At 34.1% G+C, this 19,274-nt stretch carries 39 protein-coding genes; all 39 read left to right on the plus strand.

Annotated elements, in window-relative coordinates; translation table 11 throughout:
- Window positions 1–189 precede the first annotated feature (189 nt).
- The 39 genes from yyaC (at window position 190) to BC351_RS01260 (ending at window position 19,253) form a co-directional block, all read left to right on the plus strand.
- On the plus strand, window positions 190–708 hold the full coding sequence (gene yyaC / locus BC351_RS01085; RefSeq protein ID WP_079408863.1) for a spore protease YyaC: 519 nt from the start codon (window positions 190–192) through the stop codon (window positions 706–708).
- 150 nt (window positions 709–858) lie between these two features.
- Window positions 859–1,083, plus strand: coding sequence for a hypothetical protein (locus BC351_RS01090; RefSeq protein ID WP_079408864.1), 225 nt, complete (start codon window positions 859–861; stop codon window positions 1,081–1,083).
- Window positions 1,084–1,111: 28 nt separating this feature from the next.
- Entirely contained in the window at window positions 1,112–1,255 is a 144-nt protein-coding gene (locus tag BC351_RS42020; protein ID WP_158081949.1) for a hypothetical protein, read from the plus strand.
- A gap of 36 nt (window positions 1,256–1,291) precedes the next feature.
- Window positions 1,292–1,549: a hypothetical protein gene (locus BC351_RS01095; protein WP_079408865.1), complete on the plus strand. Its 258-nt coding sequence runs from the start codon at window positions 1,292–1,294 to the stop codon at window positions 1,547–1,549.
- 148 nt (window positions 1,550–1,697) lie between these two features.
- Window positions 1,698–1,877: a hypothetical protein gene (locus tag BC351_RS01100; protein WP_144028226.1), complete on the plus strand. Its 180-nt coding sequence runs from the start codon at window positions 1,698–1,700 to the stop codon at window positions 1,875–1,877.
- A 34-nt stretch (window positions 1,878–1,911) separates the two neighbouring features.
- Complete coding sequence (locus tag BC351_RS01105; protein WP_079408867.1) at window positions 1,912–3,732, plus strand: ATP-binding protein; 1,821 nt, start codon at window positions 1,912–1,914, stop codon at window positions 3,730–3,732.
- Window positions 3,733–4,122: 390 nt separating this feature from the next.
- The gene (locus tag BC351_RS01115) at window positions 4,123–4,575 is read left to right on the plus strand and encodes a hypothetical protein (RefSeq protein ID WP_079408869.1); all 453 of its coding nucleotides are present in this window, start codon (window positions 4,123–4,125) and stop codon (window positions 4,573–4,575) included.
- A gap of 221 nt (window positions 4,576–4,796) precedes the next feature.
- Entirely contained in the window at window positions 4,797–5,924 is a 1,128-nt protein-coding gene (locus BC351_RS01120; protein ID WP_079408870.1) for a hypothetical protein, read from the plus strand.
- Window positions 5,918–6,331 carry a coiled-coil domain-containing protein gene (locus BC351_RS01125; protein WP_079408871.1) on the plus strand — a complete coding sequence of 138 codons (414 nt, stop codon included), beginning with the start codon at window positions 5,918–5,920 and terminating at the stop codon, window positions 6,329–6,331. Before BC351_RS01120 ends, BC351_RS01125 begins: the two co-directional genes overlap by 7 nt.
- A gap of 26 nt (window positions 6,332–6,357) precedes the next feature.
- On the plus strand, window positions 6,358–6,744 hold the full coding sequence (locus tag BC351_RS01130; RefSeq protein WP_079408872.1) for a hypothetical protein: 387 nt from the start codon (window positions 6,358–6,360) through the stop codon (window positions 6,742–6,744).
- Complete coding sequence (locus tag BC351_RS01135) at window positions 6,741–6,995, plus strand: hypothetical protein (RefSeq protein ID WP_079408873.1); 255 nt, start codon at window positions 6,741–6,743, stop codon at window positions 6,993–6,995. The genes BC351_RS01130 and BC351_RS01135 overlap by 4 nt, the downstream gene beginning before the upstream one ends.
- Window positions 6,996–7,316 carry a hypothetical protein gene (locus BC351_RS01140; RefSeq protein ID WP_079408874.1) on the plus strand — a complete coding sequence of 107 codons (321 nt, stop codon included), beginning with the start codon at window positions 6,996–6,998 and terminating at the stop codon, window positions 7,314–7,316. It begins immediately after the preceding gene.
- A gap of 292 nt (window positions 7,317–7,608) precedes the next feature.
- Window positions 7,609–7,932, plus strand: coding sequence for a hypothetical protein (locus BC351_RS01145; protein ID WP_079408875.1), 324 nt, complete (start codon window positions 7,609–7,611; stop codon window positions 7,930–7,932).
- 3 nt (window positions 7,933–7,935) lie between these two features.
- Window positions 7,936–8,145 carry a hypothetical protein gene (locus BC351_RS01150; protein WP_079408876.1) on the plus strand — a complete coding sequence of 70 codons (210 nt, stop codon included), beginning with the start codon at window positions 7,936–7,938 and terminating at the stop codon, window positions 8,143–8,145.
- A 9-nt stretch (window positions 8,146–8,154) separates the two neighbouring features.
- Window positions 8,155–8,487 (plus strand): hypothetical protein, encoded by a 333-nt coding sequence (locus BC351_RS01155; protein WP_079408877.1) that lies wholly within the window; start codon window positions 8,155–8,157, stop codon window positions 8,485–8,487.
- 195 nt (window positions 8,488–8,682) lie between these two features.
- On the plus strand, window positions 8,683–8,871 hold the full coding sequence (locus tag BC351_RS01160) for a hypothetical protein (protein ID WP_079408878.1): 189 nt from the start codon (window positions 8,683–8,685) through the stop codon (window positions 8,869–8,871).
- A gap of 149 nt (window positions 8,872–9,020) precedes the next feature.
- On the plus strand, window positions 9,021–9,248 hold the full coding sequence (locus BC351_RS01165) for a hypothetical protein (protein WP_144028227.1): 228 nt from the start codon (window positions 9,021–9,023) through the stop codon (window positions 9,246–9,248).
- 200 nt (window positions 9,249–9,448) lie between these two features.
- A complete protein-coding gene (locus BC351_RS01170) occupies window positions 9,449–10,948 on the plus strand; it encodes a DHH family phosphoesterase (protein WP_079408880.1) in 1,500 nt (499 codons plus the stop codon).
- A 47-nt stretch (window positions 10,949–10,995) separates the two neighbouring features.
- On the plus strand, window positions 10,996–11,232 hold the full coding sequence (locus BC351_RS01175) for a hypothetical protein (protein ID WP_079408881.1): 237 nt from the start codon (window positions 10,996–10,998) through the stop codon (window positions 11,230–11,232).
- Window positions 11,233–11,418: 186 nt separating this feature from the next.
- Window positions 11,419–12,018, plus strand: a complete 600-nt coding sequence (locus tag BC351_RS41325) for a hypothetical protein (RefSeq protein WP_144028228.1) — start codon at window positions 11,419–11,421, stop codon at window positions 12,016–12,018.
- Between the two features lie 44 nt (window positions 12,019–12,062).
- Window positions 12,063–12,320, plus strand: coding sequence for a hypothetical protein (locus tag BC351_RS01185; protein WP_079408883.1), 258 nt, complete (start codon window positions 12,063–12,065; stop codon window positions 12,318–12,320).
- 45 nt (window positions 12,321–12,365) lie between these two features.
- Complete coding sequence (locus BC351_RS01190) at window positions 12,366–12,674, plus strand: hypothetical protein (protein WP_079408884.1); 309 nt, start codon at window positions 12,366–12,368, stop codon at window positions 12,672–12,674.
- Between the two features lie 49 nt (window positions 12,675–12,723).
- Window positions 12,724–13,083 (plus strand): hypothetical protein, encoded by a 360-nt coding sequence (locus BC351_RS01195; protein WP_079408885.1) that lies wholly within the window; start codon window positions 12,724–12,726, stop codon window positions 13,081–13,083.
- Between the two features lie 28 nt (window positions 13,084–13,111).
- Entirely contained in the window at window positions 13,112–13,432 is a 321-nt protein-coding gene (locus tag BC351_RS01200) for a hypothetical protein (RefSeq protein WP_079408886.1), read from the plus strand.
- A 41-nt stretch (window positions 13,433–13,473) separates the two neighbouring features.
- On the plus strand, window positions 13,474–13,953 hold the full coding sequence (locus tag BC351_RS01205) for a hypothetical protein (protein ID WP_079408887.1): 480 nt from the start codon (window positions 13,474–13,476) through the stop codon (window positions 13,951–13,953).
- A 35-nt stretch (window positions 13,954–13,988) separates the two neighbouring features.
- Window positions 13,989–14,264: a hypothetical protein gene (locus BC351_RS01210; RefSeq protein ID WP_079408888.1), complete on the plus strand. Its 276-nt coding sequence runs from the start codon at window positions 13,989–13,991 to the stop codon at window positions 14,262–14,264.
- 44 nt (window positions 14,265–14,308) lie between these two features.
- Window positions 14,309–14,551 carry a hypothetical protein gene (locus BC351_RS01215; protein ID WP_079408889.1) on the plus strand — a complete coding sequence of 81 codons (243 nt, stop codon included), beginning with the start codon at window positions 14,309–14,311 and terminating at the stop codon, window positions 14,549–14,551.
- Between the two features lie 38 nt (window positions 14,552–14,589).
- Window positions 14,590–14,751 carry a hypothetical protein gene (locus BC351_RS42025; protein WP_158081950.1) on the plus strand — a complete coding sequence of 54 codons (162 nt, stop codon included), beginning with the start codon at window positions 14,590–14,592 and terminating at the stop codon, window positions 14,749–14,751.
- A gap of 26 nt (window positions 14,752–14,777) precedes the next feature.
- Window positions 14,778–14,942 (plus strand): hypothetical protein, encoded by a 165-nt coding sequence (locus BC351_RS42030; RefSeq protein ID WP_158081951.1) that lies wholly within the window; start codon window positions 14,778–14,780, stop codon window positions 14,940–14,942.
- A 93-nt stretch (window positions 14,943–15,035) separates the two neighbouring features.
- Complete coding sequence (locus BC351_RS42035; RefSeq protein WP_158081952.1) at window positions 15,036–15,203, plus strand: hypothetical protein; 168 nt, start codon at window positions 15,036–15,038, stop codon at window positions 15,201–15,203.
- Entirely contained in the window at window positions 15,200–15,448 is a 249-nt protein-coding gene (locus tag BC351_RS01220; RefSeq protein WP_144028229.1) for a hypothetical protein, read from the plus strand. Before BC351_RS42035 ends, BC351_RS01220 begins: the two co-directional genes overlap by 4 nt.
- Window positions 15,448–15,675 (plus strand): hypothetical protein, encoded by a 228-nt coding sequence (locus BC351_RS01225; protein ID WP_144028230.1) that lies wholly within the window; start codon window positions 15,448–15,450, stop codon window positions 15,673–15,675. Before BC351_RS01220 ends, BC351_RS01225 begins: the two co-directional genes overlap by 1 nt.
- Window positions 15,676–15,721: 46 nt before the next feature.
- Complete coding sequence (locus BC351_RS01230; protein WP_079408891.1) at window positions 15,722–15,919, plus strand: hypothetical protein; 198 nt, start codon at window positions 15,722–15,724, stop codon at window positions 15,917–15,919.
- Between the two features lie 60 nt (window positions 15,920–15,979).
- A complete protein-coding gene (locus BC351_RS01235; RefSeq protein ID WP_079408892.1) occupies window positions 15,980–16,213 on the plus strand; it encodes a hypothetical protein in 234 nt (77 codons plus the stop codon).
- A gap of 33 nt (window positions 16,214–16,246) precedes the next feature.
- Window positions 16,247–16,489 carry a hypothetical protein gene (locus BC351_RS01240; RefSeq protein WP_079408893.1) on the plus strand — a complete coding sequence of 81 codons (243 nt, stop codon included), beginning with the start codon at window positions 16,247–16,249 and terminating at the stop codon, window positions 16,487–16,489.
- A gap of 25 nt (window positions 16,490–16,514) precedes the next feature.
- Window positions 16,515–16,775 (plus strand): hypothetical protein, encoded by a 261-nt coding sequence (locus tag BC351_RS01245; protein WP_079408894.1) that lies wholly within the window; start codon window positions 16,515–16,517, stop codon window positions 16,773–16,775.
- Window positions 16,775–17,146 carry a hypothetical protein gene (locus BC351_RS01250; RefSeq protein ID WP_079408895.1) on the plus strand — a complete coding sequence of 124 codons (372 nt, stop codon included), beginning with the start codon at window positions 16,775–16,777 and terminating at the stop codon, window positions 17,144–17,146. The genes BC351_RS01245 and BC351_RS01250 overlap by 1 nt, the downstream gene beginning before the upstream one ends.
- Window positions 17,147–17,650: 504 nt before the next feature.
- On the plus strand, window positions 17,651–17,917 hold the full coding sequence (locus tag BC351_RS01255) for a hypothetical protein (protein WP_144028231.1): 267 nt from the start codon (window positions 17,651–17,653) through the stop codon (window positions 17,915–17,917).
- 70 nt (window positions 17,918–17,987) lie between these two features.
- Window positions 17,988–19,253: a ribonucleotide-diphosphate reductase subunit beta gene (locus tag BC351_RS01260; RefSeq protein ID WP_079408897.1), complete on the plus strand. Its 1,266-nt coding sequence runs from the start codon at window positions 17,988–17,990 to the stop codon at window positions 19,251–19,253.
- Window positions 19,254–19,274: the final 21 nt, after the last annotated feature.

Raw genomic sequence — 19,274 nt, forward strand, 5'->3', positions numbered from 1 at the left:
TAAAATGAAAGGACAATTTCATGGGAAGGAGGAGATGATTATCTATTTTGCATTAGCCTGTTACTCAAGCGCTGTTGTCGGTTTTATCTCTGGTTTGCTTGTAGTGGCTGTATGTATCACATCTAAGAAATCAGATAACGAATTTAATATAAAGTAAAAATTATATAATACATATTGGTAGGTGTTTGGATGGATTTCGAATCACTATTAGAGGAAGTTTATGAAACGTTTCCTAATGGAATCACAAATGAAGACGTTGTATATCTCTGTATTGGGACAGATCGCTCAACGGGTGACTCTTTAGCCCCCATGGTTGGCAGCATATTGACAGATCTAGGCTACACAAATGTTTATGGAACACTTGATGATCCAGTTCATGCAATGAATTTAATGGATACACTTATGATTCTACCTAGCGATAAGTTAGTAATTGCTATTGATGCTTGCTTAGGCAGAGTAACAAGCATTGGGAATATAAGAGTATTCAAAGGCTCAATAAAAGCTGGAGCTGGAGTAAAAAAAGATCTACCTGCCGCGGGAGATTATAGTATCACTGGAATAGTTAACGTAGGTGGTTATATGGAATATGAAGTATTACGAAATACGCGACTTAGTTTAGTAAAGAACATGGCAGATTCGATTGTTGATTTAATTTTACATAGGTTTCAACTAGAGAGCGAAGCAGATAAAAACATTTTGATAACATAAAAAGAGTGGGATGAAATGAGATATTTACAAGAAATTGATGCAGTATGCATTCACTTATACTCGGATCGGTATTCACCACCTAAACAAATATTAGAGAAATACAGGACTAGAAGCAAATAAAAGTATGTTTTCAAAGGAGGGGCTGTTAAAGTGAAAACGTTCAAGTTCAAAGGAATTAAAAATGGGGATCATGAGTCGTTTTGTTTTGATGTTGATAAAGAAGATTTTATTAATATCACTGGAAAGAAACCAAACAAATATGATAAAAGTTTTTTCAATAAAGGAAAGTATCGAATTTATCCGAACGATTTATTAAAAGATATTATTGATGATGTAGAGCATGATTTCGAGTTTGCTATTGGAGTTAGCAAATAAAATATTGAATTCAAGGAGAGTTTTGTGTATGGATCTGGATAGATTCTTAAAAGTGGCTGATGAGTTAGGAGTTGAATATGAAATCAACAGTGATGACGCAGGCATGTTTGTAGAGTTAAAGGATGGAACAGTTACAAGGGTAACTCTTGAGCAAATTTTAGGCATCGAATAAAATGTAGATTTTATCATATAAAAGGAAGTGTACAAAATGAAGCCCAAGATAATGTTAGAAGAAATATCATACAAACCTGAAGGTTATCCAGATGGAAGAGAGTATCCTATTTATGTGATTGACGGTGCTCATAAAGCGCCATACACACAAGGACATATTCATTGCACTGGATGTGGCAGTGGGCATCATTATAGGTGGAATCAAAATTCTAGATGGGTGCAAATTAAATGTCCAAAATGCGAAACTGTGTCAGCGTGGTTTGAAGAGTATGATGATGAAGATGAGGAGAGTTAGATCATAATGCAATTTAGTAACGTAGACGACATCATAGAATACTACTCGTTGACAACAGAACAACGAATTTATATAGATAAAAATAATGAAGATGAGTATGAATGAATCAACATGCATGATAAAAGATAACTTTCATGAGGTGATGAAAATGAGTATTACAGAGTTTGTAGATGAGCGTATTTTGGATTTAGAAGACAAAAGGAAGCAATATATTGTTGACGATATGTTTGTATTTGCTAATCAAATGTGGGCAAGAATTCAGGAGCTAAAAGCACTAAAGATAAAGTACAGTGATAAACACGGTGATTGGCTACCTTTGTATCTATAAAACATATCTCTCATGAGGATTTTAAGGAGGACAAATGGATAAAGTTGAAGTAAAAGTGAATGTAATTAATCAGCTCAAGTTACTACGTCAAAGCACATTCAAAGATAAGTTGTCATTCTTGGACGAAGATATTCAGAATGCTCAACGAGCTAAAGCAACACGAGTGGATGTTACCGTTGACTACAATGCAAAGAAAGTGACCATTGAAAACAATGGAAAAGTATTAGAGAATCCTCAAGCATTATTCTCAATTGCTGAGTCGGAGTGGGATGAAGATGTTCAGAAAACAGAATCGCCATTTGGAATGGGGTTCTTCAGTAACATTACCGTAAGTGATCATATCGAAGTATTCTCAGGAAATAAACACATCATCTTTGATGTGGCAAATATGATTCAAAGCAACAATACGGACATTGAGATTAAAGAAACTGAGGAAACGTACAGCGGTTTTAAACTTGTCTTAAACAATTTTGATTTCAATCAAGTTGGGTCATATGTAATTCGTGAACGAGTTGAAATTCTAGGCAAATACATACATGAATTAGATGTTTATTGTGATGGGAAATTGCAGCCAAAGAAAGAGTTGACTGAAGGCGATGGTAGCATCTTTATGAGTAAGATTGAAGATGATCCAACATTCAAAGGATGGGTGGCTTTAAATACAGGGTTTAGTCACGATTTAAAAGTGTTCTATAAGGGTCGTTTTGTAACTAAAGTTGACAGTTATTACTATATCAAAGGTGACTTACATATCACAGATAAAACGTTGAACCTAACTGCTCCAGACAGAAAAGACATTATTAAAGATGAAAAATACAAAGATTTTCTTAAAAAAATTAAAAAACAAATTCAAGAATTAGCCAATAGGAGTTTCCTTGAAGGCACTCAGAAAGAAATTGAAAGGCATTTAGAGTCAATTAGTGAGTATGCAGATAAGAGCAAACTTAAAGATGAAATGACATTTCTTGTCCTTGAGACTAAAAATGAAGATGATCTTAAATATTTGAATGGCATTGCATTAGCTAAGAAAAAGAATTCAGATATCAAGTCATTAAACGACTACGAAGTTTTCGTAAGATCTGAAGCATCTAGACAATCTGAATCTCATTTTTCTGAAGTTTTGATTGAACAGGAAGTAAGAGATAAAGCTCCAAGAGCACAGGGTACTAGAAGCTATGGTGGATATTCGGATAGTAGTATAGAGAGGCCTGAAATTAATTCTGATGAAACTGAGGAACGACAAGGAAAGCATATTATTGTTGATGAAGAGCCAGTCTTTTGGTTGGGTTTTGATGAAGTAGTTGAACAAGAGAAAAGATTCAATATTGCAAAGCATTATGGGTTGAGAATTATCGTTTCTAGGAACAAATTTGAAAGTAATGTTTTGAAAATGTTGGGTTACGAACAAAATGTAGTTCACATATCTGAATTAGAGGAAAAAACATTGATCAAGGCAACGATGACCAATACTCAACTTACAACCAAAGAACAAAGAGCACTGATGCTATTCGATATGATTAGCCGCGTAGTCGGATTTACCAGAAATGTATTTTCAATTGGGGATCTAATGGTGTTAAAAGAAACTTGTATCGATGTATTAAACAAGACATTCGACGGTATTGAAGCAGATGCAGTAGCTATATATTGCAAAGACAATGATAAGGTTTATATTGATAGATCAATTATTGATAAGAGTAAATTGCGTGATGATTTAGATGAGTATTTAGATTTGAACGACTATAAGTTTGTCTTGTTAAATTTAAAAGAAATTGTAAGAGAGCTTGGACTTATGGAATTTCAAAATAAGGATAATCTATATGACTCAATTTTAAAAACACTAGCTGTGGCTGCATAATGTCCATAAAATATCATTTTTATTAGGAGGACAAAAAGTACCCTGTAATATCAAAAACAGGCAAGGAATATTTAGTAGATGTAGAACAAGATGATTGGTGTCACATTGTTAATGTATACATTAAAGTAAAAGGGTTTTTCAGAAAAGAAAAGCTAAAAATGGTATCTGGCGGATATTTTGAAGGACGGTATAATTCAGCGCAATGGAAATATGATTTAATTTCTATGGCGAGTCATGAAGTTAACAAGTATGAGAGATTAATACAAGAGAACATCGACATAGAATTAAGTAAGAAAAATGGTGAGAATAGGTTTGAAAGTTGGGACGGCAAAATCCAATAAAGCAGCTATTTCATTTGAAATATAACAGGAATTTTATGGGGGGACGAACATGGACTTAGACTACATCTTAGATTTAAAAGCAGGTAAGGAGTTAGACAGTCTCATCTATAAAAAATACTATGATGAGGATTTATATATTCGAGAGGTTCACACATGCCCAGACTGTGGTTGGGAGACTAAGGATCTTGAAACCTCCAGTAGGTGTCAAGCGTGTTGGGCAAATGGTGATCGAGTAACTATGGATGAGTTAAAAGAGGTATATGATTTTCGACCTTCTACCAATATTTCTATTGCTTGGAATATAGCAAAAAAAGAAGGTATCGCTGTGATTCCACAAAGCAGAGAAAATGGAGGATTCGATTGGTACGCATGTGATATCGAGGCAGTAAAATATCGCGGAAATGAAATTGCAATCAGCATATTTAATGACAGTGGCATTTCTTGTGAGACAGCAGAGGAAGCGATTTGTAAGTGTGTGCTATTAGCTGATCTTAGTCAATAAAACAAAGATTTCAAGGGATGTGATTGATATGGCTAAGCTTGAGGGATTTAAAATTATATGCACAACATGCGGCAATGAGGATCAAGACTACATAGAGTGCATTGGAGACTATGACGGTATAGTTCTTATCACGTGTCGCATATGTGACCATACGGCAGAAGATCAACGTTGGCATAGGCAATAAAACACGAATTTTATAGGAAAATTGAAAGGATGATTGAATGAAAACTAATATTTTTATTCCAGAAAAAATTAATGCAGGCTTTCAAAACAGAACTGATACATATACAAAAAAATTAGCTTATGTGATTTATTTCGATCAAAAAGGCGTCTTAAGAAAAGAATCATCATGGAATGGGTGGAGAGATAAATCGATTGACAATGTAATCCATGATAATATTCCGACATCAGGATTTGTATTAAATAAAAAAGCAGGAGGATATAGTACAGGATGGAATCATAGACAGACTTATGTTCGTGTTTATGATCCGCGTGATTTCGAATTTGAAATTAGCATCTCAAATTTACTCTACATCCTAGAGAACACAAACTCGATTAAAGGTAAGGGACTTGAAGGCGATTTTGTTTACGGTTTCGATGGTAAAGATCTGCTACTTATACCAACCAGTTCACCAGACTATATTGAGATTTCACAATTTAACAAAATTCTGCACGAGAAGAATTATGTTAAATCAAAGGAATTGGTTATTGGGGGGACATATAAGTCCAAGGACAACACTGAATATATTTATATGGGGCGTTTTGATTTGAAGGATACTAAATCTGAGCGAGTTGAAGTAAAAAATGGAAATGGAAATTATGGCAGAACATACAATTACGTCAATCATAATGTGAATAAGGGTAAATATTATTTCTTTACTACTGGGGTAAGAGAAGGATATGACGGAAACAAATATTTAAGCATGTTAACACTTAAGTCTTTAGGCGACAAGTTTATTGAGACTACCTCAACAGAATGTGTTGATAATTATGCAGAGTTGTTTGAATACCTAGAACGAAGCACAGATTATTCACATTATGACAAGACAAAAGATGAGCATGTTCCATTTACTCTTGATGAATTTAAAGAATTTGTATCAGAAAAGAAACTCGACTCATATTCTTATAACCGAAGATTTACTTTAAGAACTAGTGGATATAACAAAGAAGAAATTCATTTCAATAACGACAAAAAAGAATACTATAAACAAGGCACTTACATTAGCAATAAAGGATATGAAGAATTTCCAATTGGTGATATTGAACAAGTTTTCAATAAATTTGAGCCAATTTACAAAAATGAATATTTGGAAAATGGAAAATTATATCGGAGGGTTACGTCATGGTAAATAATAACGATAACAAAATTCTAGAACTTAAAAAGCAAATTGAAGAAAAACGTGCAAAGGTTGATAAGTCTAAAAAGTTTACTCCTATTACTAACTGCTCAATTGAGTTAGATGGTATTCGTCATAATATTCAAGTTTTAGGTAAAGAGCAAATTATTCAAATGATGATTAATTTAAATACATATATCCTTTCTGCAAAGGATCTTGGGTTGTTAGATGAATACGTGATTACTGGATATAATGCTGTGGACTGGATGACTGATCTGAGGGCTAAACTTGAATTTCTAAATCGTAAGGACGAGGAGAATAAACTTAAAGCAATGGAAGCTAAATTGGATAAACTTCTATCAAACGATAAGAAAATTGAGCTTGAGATTGGAGAGATCGAATCATTACTTAAAGAGTAAATTATATTTTTCATAAGGAGAAGACAATGAGTAAATTAGTTGAACGACAGAATAGAATTGATATTGTTAATCGAATTATTCAAGAGATAGGTAATAGAGGTAGGAACTTTTTTTACAAACCAAATCATCATGGTTATGCCCATTTTACTCAAGTTGGGAAAACGCTGTTTTATTACGATGATTATACTGGAGCCAGAATATACCCGTATGAACAATTTTATGATCAAAAAGGGTTTAGTCATGGTGGCACATTATGGGGGTTAGTCAACGACTTCAGATACTTCATTGTCAAAGGAACACACTCGAATGGGAAGCATGGTTACGGTGGGCTACTAGGTGCTCATTGGGCTTACCCTGAAGAAGATATGAAAGCAATCCAACTACTCGCAAGAGAGTTGGGATACATACAATGACACAAGAGCAAGAGTACTTGTTTAAAGAAGGTCAAACAGTCAGATTGCTTAAAAACTTAGATGTTAATGTTCATGCTATATTACATCTACTCGGTCAAAAAGGTGTTGTTGAGCAACGCTACAGAAACATGATGCATAGAACAAATTGGTATAATGTTCGTTTCCCATCTGGTGAGATTGAGCCGTTTGAAGAAGACGAATTGGATTCTAGGTTTAAAAAAAGAAAACCATTGAAAGAGGATGAATTGTAAGTGGAAGTTAATGCGGATTTATACGATTTTCTAAAGGAGCATGAGACGGGTTTATACACTAAGGGATTTCATAAAGATAAGACAGTATACGCAATAGTCTTTGTTGATTTCCACGACTTAAAAAAATTTGTGGAGATTTTGGGTAGTTTTATATTCGAGGATGCAGGCTTGGAAGTAGTCATGAAAGAGAACTATATTTGCATTCCATTGAATGACATTATCGAGGGTGACTGTCACTATCTTTCAAGCTATAAAAATTGTTTCTCTGAACATGACTGGAAACATTACAAGGATATGATTGCTGAAATGGAAAGAGAGTAAAAGAGAGGGGCATAGAATGCATTTAATTCAAATGGTTAGAGATCCACATGGGTGCCATCAGGCCTTATATGTAGACGGTAAATTAGAATATGACGACGAAAGTATCCGCGGTGACCAATGGGAAAGTGTGATTCGAAGATATAAGATTTTTAGATGAGTTGAAAGTAAATATTTAACAACAGCCTATATGGATGAGAAGGGGTACTATTTTCCTCATAATTTCACTGACTATCTAAGAGAAGATTTCGAATTATAAAACCATTAAAAGAGTAGTTTTAATGGGAGGGATTAAATGTTAACAGAAGAGCAATTGCAGGAAATACCAGACATCTTAAGTACAGTATTTGATGGTTATACTATTGAACAGTCTAGCGTAAAACTTTTACAGCAACTTCTTAATGAGCATCAAGCAGCCAAAGAAGGGTTTGTACAACAAGTTAGCTTGGCATCCGAAGTACTGGGGAAAAATGAATTATTACGAAAACAAAACCAGAAACTTATAGAAGCTTTGCAGGAGTGTGCGGATCAATGCTTTCGCCAAATCAGTGGGCATGAATATAACGTTGTCAGGATTGCTTCTAATGCAATCAAAGAAATTCAAAGAGAGGTTGAATAATACTTGAAGCCAATTCAACGCGATTTAGCTGTTTTAGCAATGGTCAAAGACTACCTAAAAACTGACCTATCTACATTAATTCCACATCTAGACCGCGAAAAGCTATGGATAATTACTGAGAAGAATATCCCTGATGGAGATACATTACATAATGTTTTAAAAGAGATGGCTTTAGACTCGTACAATAGAATTAAGAAAAAATATTCAAAGTGAGTGATGCAAATGAAACCAAGTACTTATAAATTTGGTGAAAAAGTTAGGGTTAAAGACCATGGAGACATATTATTTGAGATCGAAAAAATAAAAGCAACAGCAGTCTTTTACATGGGTAAGATAACTGAAAATACATATTATGATGTTCGCAGCAAAACAGGGTTAACATTAATAAACATTCCTCATGTAGAAGTTATTGTTTCCAAAAAAGTACAGTCTATTGACGAGCTGCTAGACACTTATAATAGTTTTTTTATGCTAGAAGAGATCTATAAAGATGGCTATTATCGAGAAGAAGCAGAAATTGTGATGGAAAAGATTCATGAGATGTATTCGAGGTGAAATATGCACTGGGCAATTACCATTGTATTAGTGTTAATTGCATATCAAATAGGATGGTGGAATGGTCAATCTAGAGGTTATTGGACAGGTGAGAGATGCTATGCCAATAAATTTCCCAGACAATTAGATTTACCTTGTTTCTTAGACATTTTCATACAATAAAAGATTTATTTTATGAGAGAGGTGTGTCACTATATGGATATTCACAGTGGATTAGAGGTTGCAGCTTTGATGAAGCCTTTTGATAAAGCTATATGTATTATGGGCACATATAGGAATTGCGAGATAGAAATGAATCAATGGGGAGATGTCTGTTGGGCTACTAATGGTGTAGTTATTGGATTAGATCGTTATTTCCAAACTGGAAAATGGAAACTTATATAAAATAAAAATAACAATTGACATAAAATAGAATAACGTGTTACATTGGTAATGAAGATACTAGTAAAAATAATATTAAGTAAAGGGTGGTAAAAATATTGTCTCACAATTAGCATGATTAATCAATTCATTATAAGGGAGAGATGAGCATTTTGAATAATTTTATTGAAGTAAGATCCTATGAGGAAGCATCACACTTGGAAATTTTAAATAATAATTACCCAGACTTGAATTGTTTAACCATAGGAAATGTATATGAATTGAAATTCGGAAAGGTTGAAGAAGTGTTTGGTGATGATGAGTTTCATGTAATTGATGATAGAGGAAGACGAAATGCTGGTATTATTGCAGTAAAAACAAGAAAGTTGCTTTTGGTTTAATACATATATTATAAAGTTCATTATAGAGTAAAAATAATAATACTAGTAGGTGTATAATTCTGGAATGGAAAAAACGAAAACCTGCAAAAGAATTTAGTGAATTCGATGAGATTATTGAGCAATTAGCAGCAATCAATGGAGTTGACGATATTGATAGATTCATCAATCCAACAGAGTTTGAACTACATGATCCCAATTTATTGAAGAATGTTAACACTGCAACAGAACGAATCTATGAAGCAGTGGCGAGGCAACAAAACATATCAATAATGGCCGATCCCGATAGTGACGGTCTGAACTCGACAGCAATACTATACAATTACTTAAGTAAGATTACTGACAACATTACATATTTTTATGGTAGCAGGACACGTGGACATGGGCTTCACACAGTAATAGATGAGATTCCAAAGCAAACAAATTTATTAATTGTTCTTGATTCTTCGTCATCTGAAGCAAAAGAATGCAAGCATGTTCAAGATACAGGGATTGATGTGATTGTGATTGATCATCATTTAATTGAAAACCCAAATGACAATTGTATTTTAGTTAATCCACAACAAGAGGGCTGCTCCTATCCCAACAAAAATCTCTCTTGCTCGGCTCTTATCTGGCAAATATGTAGAGTATTAGATGATAAATTTAACGTTAATTATTCACAGGATTTGGTTGATATGGCTGCAATTGGACTTATTTCAGATATGATGTGCATGAAAACAATGGAGAATAGAGCGATTGTGAGTCTTGGTTTATCTAATGTTAAGAATATCGGATTGGCTGCAATCTTAGGATTCAAAGGTCTCAAAAACAAAGAGAAATTATCAACTGTAGATATTGGCTTTAATGTATCAAACCTGTTAAATGCGGTTGCACGAATGGATAAATTAGGCCTTGGTCTTGAGTTGCTTACAACAAAGACATACACAAGAGCAGATGAATTAGTGAAGGAAATAGAGAAATCAAATAAAGAACGTAAGAAGAGTCAAATCAAACACACCGATTTTGTTCAACACAAGATCGATGACACTCAAAAAATTATCATTATCCTTGATCACGAGAAAAAGATTGGTAAGAACTTTGCTGGATTGATTGCTAATGACATCACGAAGGAATACCAACGTCCATGCTTAATTCTCTCACCAGACGCAAAAGAAGGTAAAACATACGCAGGAAGTTATCGCTCTTATAACGGCTTCGATCTAAAATCATTCTTTGAATCTACAGGACTTGTAATGTATGCCGCGGGGCATTTGGGGGCTGGAGGGGTCGGGGTCTTCAAAGATAAGATTGAGCCTTTTATAAACAAAGTTCAAGAGCTTGCCAAAGACTTAGATTTCGAAGACACGATTGAATATGATTTAGAATTTGATTGTGATGAAATAAATGAATCAATTATTATTGAGATCAGCAAGTTTTACAGAATTACTGGAGCTAACTTCCCACTTGGTAAGTTTCTTGTGAAGAATCTATTTGTGAATGATGTAGAGGTTATGGGCAAGAACAAGGATACTATTAAGGTTTCTTGTGGCAATGTAACGCTAATGAAGTTTAGAACCAAAGAAACATATAAGGATAAGGTTCCAATTTTCTCTGGTATCAATGCTGTGGGCACCCTCAATACGAACTCCTACTATAATTTTCAGCAGAAAAAAATGATTAAAACCAATCAAGTCTTTATTGAAGATATTTTGATCGGTTAATAAAATAAAAATAATAATACATAACGAATGGAGTTTGGAAACTGATTATGCCGAAATTCTTTGGATTTGCAAACACTTCAAAAGGTCAACAAATTTTTGTTCCACTAACAGAAACAATCCGTCATCAAGCAGAAAATACTCTCGATGCTTTGTGTAAACGAGAAAAGTTAGGTTATGGTGGAGTTTTTCCTGACAAGAGTACTCTACGTCAACCGTCACCTATGCAAAAGAGATTTGCTAATGGAGATCTTACACCTCGTAAGAAAGGCCGCGGTAAACGATGAGCCAAATTGAAAGAGTAGAGAAAGCATACCGATTGTTAAGTGATTATATCCTACGTTTTGAAACAGAGATGTCATACGAACAAATGAGAGATTTAAGAGAATTAGTAGTGTTATTAGAAGATGGTTTAAGCCGATAAAAGTGGGCTTTCATTAGGTTTAAAAAATCATATCTGGGGGATGAGCAATATGTTAATTCTAGTTTCAGTAGTTGCAGTTTTGTTACTGATTGGGCTAATCGCACAAATGGTTAGCGTACATCAAATCAAAGAAACGAGTGAAAATCAAGGTGCAGTTATTGCCGAACTGAGGGAGGCAAATAAGCAACTAAGACAAGAAGTTAATGAATATAAGCAAATGATTAATACCTATAAAAAGCAGCAAACATCAAGTAAACCAGCTTTAACTTCAAATGAGCAGGTAGCAAACATAAAAAAAACAGAAGTTATTACTCCTCACAAGACAAGTAGGCAACCTGATGCAAAGTGGGAAACTGACAATTCTCTAACCAATCCTAACAACTTAACTAGTCCATTGCATCCACTAAACCAAAATCTCAGTTCAACTTCAAGTAAGCCAGTAGATGCTTGTGATGATTCAAGTAGTAAACATCATAGTGGCCATTCAAAAAGTAGTTGCCATTCACCTTCATCGAGCAACCATAGCCACAGCAATCACCACAGCGATTATTCAAGTTCACACTCGTCAAGTGATTATTCGAGCTCAAGTTCATCTGATAGTGGGTCAAGTACAAGCAGCAGTGACTCTGGAGGAAGTTGGGGCGATTAAACCCCTCTTCTTATAAAATTAGTGTTCAATAGAAAGGAGATTTTATGGCATCGATTAAAGATATTATCAATACTGCTCTTGAAAGAAATATTGTTTCTGCACAATTCATCAATGGAAGTTTGATGGAAATTAGTAGAGCAACTAAAAGAAAGCCTGCTTTTCTAAAAGTGGCTGTTGAAGAGGATACAGCAGCAGATTTTCTTGGTTATGGAGAAGCGAGAAAAATGGGGATTATGCTTTTCATTGACAGAGAAGAATGGAAAAAACTCAATAGGGAAATTAATGAAAAAGAAAATAACTAATAAAAGATGAGTTTTAACGTCTTATGAAAAATAAAGAGGTGTTAAATGGGAGTAGATTGGTATACATGTAATCATTGCGAAGGAACGTTTTCCGATGCTGGTCATTATGGGCAATGCAGCAATTGTGAAGATAGTTACTGTGGAGACTGCTATGACGAGTTCATTGAAAAGTATGGAACAATCGATAAAACTCATGAGCGCTACAGTATGTATGGATCATCATTAATCGAATGCGATCATTGCAATGGAACAGAAGTAAGTGAAAGTGAGTTACTTACACACGCCTTAATGAAACTAAATATCTCAAGAGATGAACTAAAAGAAGAATACGTAAAACTGCATTATGCAAAATGACCTATTGAAAGTCAACTTTCATTGGGATCGAAGAGGGAGACAATTTCAAATGAAAATGAGTGAACTGGAAGCACATGTTGCGAAGAAATCTGTTGAAGAATTTCGTCGTAGAACTCAAGAGAATATCAGAGTGGAGAAATTCTTGAAAACAAAGAAATTCTCACTTGGGACTTTTGTAGTTAAGAACAAGGGAAGTTTTATGGATGGTGTATTTGGAGTTAATGGGGATGATGTAGGGAAAATAGTGGGATGGGACTTTGAGAATAATTACTATCGTGTATACTATTCGCCTTACAATCCTTACATTGGAGTACGCGAAGAAAATTTAGAGATGTTTACTGGTGAAGCTCCTGAGCAATTAAAAAACCATAAAGAGGGAATTGTCAAACGTATTACTGTTGACCTGTAATAAAAGGTAATTTGGAAGGGAGAAAGAAATGAAACTTAAAGACATTTTCGAAGTTGAGAAGAATGATGAGCTGCATAAACAATATACTGATACATATGAAAAACTGAAAGAGCGATATCGTAAAACAAATGAAAATGGATATAACTTCTTTCCTAAAAAAGAACTAATTGGTGATTATACTTGTGAATCAGGATATGCACGAAATACTTATCGTGGAAGAATTCCAGAAGGTGTGGAGTTAAATGAATTAGAACTATCAATGATTTGTGATGATGGATTTAGCCATTTTGGTGGCTCTAGTAGCATATATAAAGATGGAACTTATACAGTTGTTATCTATATCGACTAATTTAAATAAAATTCTCGTTTCATTGGAGGTATAGAATAAAGATGAAAAGCGTTGTATTGCACAGTTTAATTAATAAAGAATATTTTCTCGGAGAATCTTATACACGTTCAATGTGGGATGAATGGAGAAGCTACGAAATAACAGTTGATTATAATGGTGAAGAAGAAGGTATTGTTGTAAGCAAAGAGACTCATGCTGCATGGAGTATCGAATTTGAAACAGATAAATTCACACGAGAGTTGAAAAAAGGTGAGTTAATACATATTGAAGGCAAGGACTATTGTATCAATAAAGTTGCTCATTCAGAAGATGGGAAAATTTTATATTACTTAGATAAAAAAGTAATTAATGAGGATTTAGCATCTAAGAAGAAAGCGGAGCAGGATCTTGAAACAAGGAAGCTAGTCTTAGCCGATAGAAAGAAACAGTTAGTGCTACAGGAAGAGAGAGAAGAAAATATTAAATCTGTCTGTGGCAAATATGCACATGTTAAGAAAAAATGGTATCAAATTTGGAAATGAAATAAGCACTTTATTTAGGAAAGGGCGAATACTAAATGAACGAATATCCAATATATGTTGCACCGAAAAAGCCCTTATTGGGGAAAGACGCAGCGGCTGATTATGAATATAGTGAAATGTTGTGGATTATTAACAGCAACTTTAAATCGAATGGTGGCATTCCAACAGTACTAGGCTTAGTTGAGTTGAAAAATGCAATTAGGTATAAAGTTGAATTTCCAAATGGTCTGGTTGATTATTTTAGATTAGATAGTTTCGATAAGTTTTATGAGCTAACAACTGAACGCATAAATCTTGATTATCATTTATAAAATACCATTTCAAAATGAATGACAATAAGAAGGAGTGTGATTGTATGAATTATGCATCGCCTGCACATTTAAATGCAATAACAGAGTTGAAAGAAAGAGCAAGTACTGTTTTCACTAAGATTGATGAAGGTATTTTCCTTGTAGTGAAAGATCGTTCCCATACATTTTCTGGTCGATTATATGTCAACTCTCGAGAAGTTATAGATGAATTGAACTGCAATCTGAAAGTTGCCATTTTGTCTAGAAGTCAAATTGGTGCACCAATTGTGTTACATTCAAATTTCTAAAATGAAATACCCATATCATTAAGAAGGAGGAAATAAATATGAGCAAAGAATTATTTATCGATGTAGGATCACCACATGAAACTGGCACTTACAACGTTATTAAACAAGCGTGGGATGAGATAGCTGGTTGGCATTGGACATTTGTAGATTCATTTGAAACTGAAGAAGAGGCAAATAAGTTCATTAGTGAAAGCGAATAAAACCATGTTTGAAAAGGAAAGGAGAGATGATGTTGGGCGGTTTTGATGATATAGCTACACAAGCAATTCTTAAAGTAGTAGGCATCATAATTGGAATATTGGGAGTAGGCTTTGTTATCGGAGCATTTGCTTGTCTACTATACTTTAAAATCAAATGGGGAATGCCTGTTTGGGAAATGATTGCTTCTTGAAATACCATATGTAGTGTATATCTGTTTCGATAGATACTACATATTGATTGGAAAAGCCAATGAAATTTACATTTTATTGGGAAGGGAGAGCACATGACTAGACATGGAGAACTGCTGGAAGAACTCGGAAGACTTCTAGGAGATAGAGAAGATCTTAGGGCTGATGAAAGACGTATTTCTGAAGACATCGAATATCTTACTAAGAAAATTGATGATATTAATATTGAGTTGGATGAAATAGAAGGGAAGGAAATGATTTGAATAAGCAGCAACTACTCTGCATCAAGGATGTAGTGATGCAAGAGGAAAATTACATAGCATTCACTAAGGGTAAAATTTACGAAGGATATGAAGCTAAACTTAAAGATCAATGGAGTTTTAAGAAAGTTATTAGAGCTGTCAATGATCAAAATGAACGGCATATCATTAAAGAAATTGAAACTGATAAACTAAATGAATTTTTTAACATGCACTTTGAAGAAGTCAAAAAATGTGGTGAATGTTAGTGGCATATAAGTACGACGAAGAGAATCATACATATTACAAATTAGAGATGTGTAGTGCTGAAGACGTTGCCGAGAATGGTGAGCAAGCTAAGTTTGTACGCGGTGAGTATGATAGGCTACCTTCACCAGATATCATTGCAGATCAAGCTAGAAGACTAGGTTTTGATACGTTTGAAGTTACAACTGTTACTGAAAATGTAAAAAGGTATTCAGTTGATTCACTATAAGAGAATAATTTCAAAGCAAATTAATTATTAAAGGAGAAATGAAAATATGAAAGAAACAATCGCGTTGCTTTTGGAACAAGTACAATTGAAGATTGATGAAATTGAAGAAGTAACAAATGAAGATTTTAACGCGTGTGATGCTTCAGGTGGAAATTTTGATGATGCGTATGAACTTGGGTATGACCATGGGTATGAATACGGTAAACGAGCCGCATTAAAGGAAATGCTCAGTAAGATGTCGTAGCTATAAGCCAATACAACAGTTCTTTCAATTGAATATAACTAGAAAAGGCAGGATTAATTTGTGAGCAATGAAAAAAAAGAATACTGGATTAATAGAATTTATGAAGAAATTTTAACTGGAAACGAAGAACTTTATGATGACTTTAGTTTTGATTTCAAAAACATTGAAACCTCTCCAACAAGTTTAATTGTAGATGTTCAACTGAGGTTTGGTTCTAAGACTACTAACCAAGATGATGCAATGAAAACACTTAACAAAGTAGGAAAGTTACTTGAACTATTATTAACTAAATAGTCCATAAAACACTGATTTCATAAGGAGAGCTACATGGGAGAAAAAGTACTAACTCTTGTCTCAGGCGATGACTGGGAAGGACTTTATTATGACGGGAAATTAATTGAGGAAGAACATACAATTCAACGTAAAACACTAGTGGATCAAATGAAGCACTACACAACATTTAATGTTGAATTCAAAACAATTAATAGTGTTGGTATGGAATGGCTACAAGATGAGGGTAGTCTTCCAGTGTATTTGGATCATATTAATAATGACTATTTCGAGCAATAAAAATAAAAAATAGAGGAGACATAATATGCATATTGATTTTCTAAATAGTGCTTTTGATACAGCTTCAACATTAGGGCATCGATTCATTGGAGTAAAGGTACATATGGAGGAATTTAAGAGGGATGAAATCATTATCAACGAGTGTGAAAATTTCACCTCTAAATTAGAATATTATCAAAAAGTTTACGATGAAAATCTAAGGCATCATTTTTCTAAAGGAATCAGCATTGTGGATGTTGCTTCAGGTAATTCTTTCGATGAGCTTCAAGCTGATTTGGTGGACTAATGAATCAAACTATACATAAGGTTTATAAGATTAGAGACAAAGAAACAGGGTTGTTTTCTAGAGGTGGAACAAGAGCATATGATATTTGGACAAAGGAAGGTAAGTCTTGGTCTACGATTGGACACCTAAAGAGCCATTTGACTCAATTTACTACCAGTTGGAATAAAGTTAAATATCCCTATGGGAATGCGGAGATCATTGAAGTTGAGATTAACTATGACCTTAGTTACAAGGTTAATGTGGCTACATTTTTAGAGGCAATTAACGCTAAGCATAAAAAGGCTGATGAAGATTATGAAAGTATAATAGTTAAATGGAAAGAAGAAGCTGAAAGAAAGCAACTTGAGGAATTGAAGAAGAAGTATGAGTAGTCAATAAATTTCAAGTTTCATCGGAAGGGAAGCAAAAGATGTGTAATTGCAACTACCCGAAAGGCATGAAATACTACGAGATGCCAACTGTAAAATATTGCGATAGTTATGACTCTAACTACTGTGAGAAGTGTGATGTTTGGATGCATTCAGCATGTTCATGTAAAGCTGATGAGTGTATGTTCACTGGAAGGCCAAATAAGCCAAGTGATCAGTACGGGTTTGATGAGAATTAAACGCAATAAGAGCTGTCTTTCATCGGTAAATAAAAGGAGGGACTTATATTCTTAAAACTGGATCAGTTGTTAAGCAGAAGGAAACAGGAAAACTTGGAACAGTCGAATATTCGCGATTTGGGTATAGTGTCCATACATATGAAAATGATATTGGAACATTGATTCTGAACAAGACATTGGCATTGAAAGAAGAGCATTTACTAGAACAATATGACATTGTTGATTTGCCTGAAGGCTATGTAATTGGTGAATATGGTGGAGTTTTGAAGTGGTAAATACATATGAAAAATTGGCAAGTGGATATTATGATTTCAACTTGAGAGGAGAACAAACTTACATGGATTTTAGAACGGCTTACAAAATGGTTATTAAAAATGAATTAGAAAATTTAATTGATGAAAATAGACTCAGTTTGGATAGTGAAAAACTTGAAGCACTAGTTAATGTTTTACATGAAGATGAAGAGTTTTTAAGAAATCTAAACAATAAAATTGAAGAGTATTTAGTGGACTTTGGAGACAACTATGAGCTCTAGTAGTCGATACAGCTGTACTTTCATATGTAACAAGTAAAATACATAATGTGTTATTTGAAAGGAAGAGAAGATGGGGTTGCCAAACTTAATTACGAAGCGTAATGGAACAGCAGTTAAATTTAATGTAGAGAAGATTACAAGTGCTATTGAGAAAGCAGGAACTCAAACAGGAGAATTTGATAACTCAGAAGCAGTGAGGTTAACTAAAGGTGTTTTTGAGTTAATAGAACACGGGGATTATGAAAAATTAACTGTCGAGATTGTTCAAGATTTAGTGGAAACGGTTCTACTGAGATCAGAACATAAATCTACAGCAAAAGCATATATTCTCTACCGCGAAAAACGAAATCAAGAAAGACGACCTGATATTTTCAAACATCGCTTAAATTTAAAGCCATATGAATATCCAGAACTTTCTGAATATAAAGAAGCCATTCAGCATTCTTATTGGTTACACACCGAGTTCAACTATACGTCAGACATTCAAGATTTCAAGATTAATGTATCAGATGTAGAGAGAAATGTAATTAAGAATACAATGCTTGCAATTGCTCAAGTCGAAGTTGCGGTTAAATCTTTTTGGGGTGATTTGTTCCGACGATTACCTAAACCAGAGGTAGGTTCAGTTGGATATACATTCGCTGAAAGTGAAGTACGACATTCTGATGCTTACTCACATTTGCTTGAAATCTTGGGTTTGAATGACGAATTCAAGAAGATTGATAAAATCCCTGCGTTGTATCAACGTGTGGATTATTTGACAAAAGGTGCAGCACTAGCGAAAACTCAGGACAATAAAGATTACACTCTATCAATTCTTCTGTTTTCACTGTTCATTGAACACGTATCTCTGTTCTCACAATTTCTAATCATCATGTCGTTCAATAAACACAAAAACATCTTCAAGGGAATGTCAAATGTTATTGAGGCAACATCCAAAGAAGAGCAGATTCACGGTCTATTCGGTATTGATCTTATCAAGATTATTCGCAGCGAACAGCCTGAATGGTTTGATGATCACATGGGACAGATGGTAATTCAAGCCTGTAAAGAAGCTTATGAATCAGAACAAATCGTTATTGACTGGATTTATGAATCTGGTGACTTAGACTTTTTACCAAAAGAGACTGTTAAAGAGTTTGTCAAAAATCGGTTGAACAACTCACTGGAGAGCATTGGTTATGCGCGTATATTTGAAACCAATGACAAACTTCTAGAAGATACTGACTGGTTTGATACTGAAATTGTCAGCACAAAACATGTGGATTTCTTCGTTAAACGCTCAATCAATTATAGTAAAAGAACACAAAGCATTACTGGTGACGATTTATTTTAATAAAACATTTGGAGGATATTA

Origin of the sequence: Paenibacillus ferrarius, from assembly GCF_002027705.1 — a bacterium.
Classification (GTDB): Bacteria; Bacillota; Bacilli; order Paenibacillales; family NBRC-103111; genus Paenibacillus_E; species Paenibacillus_E ferrarius.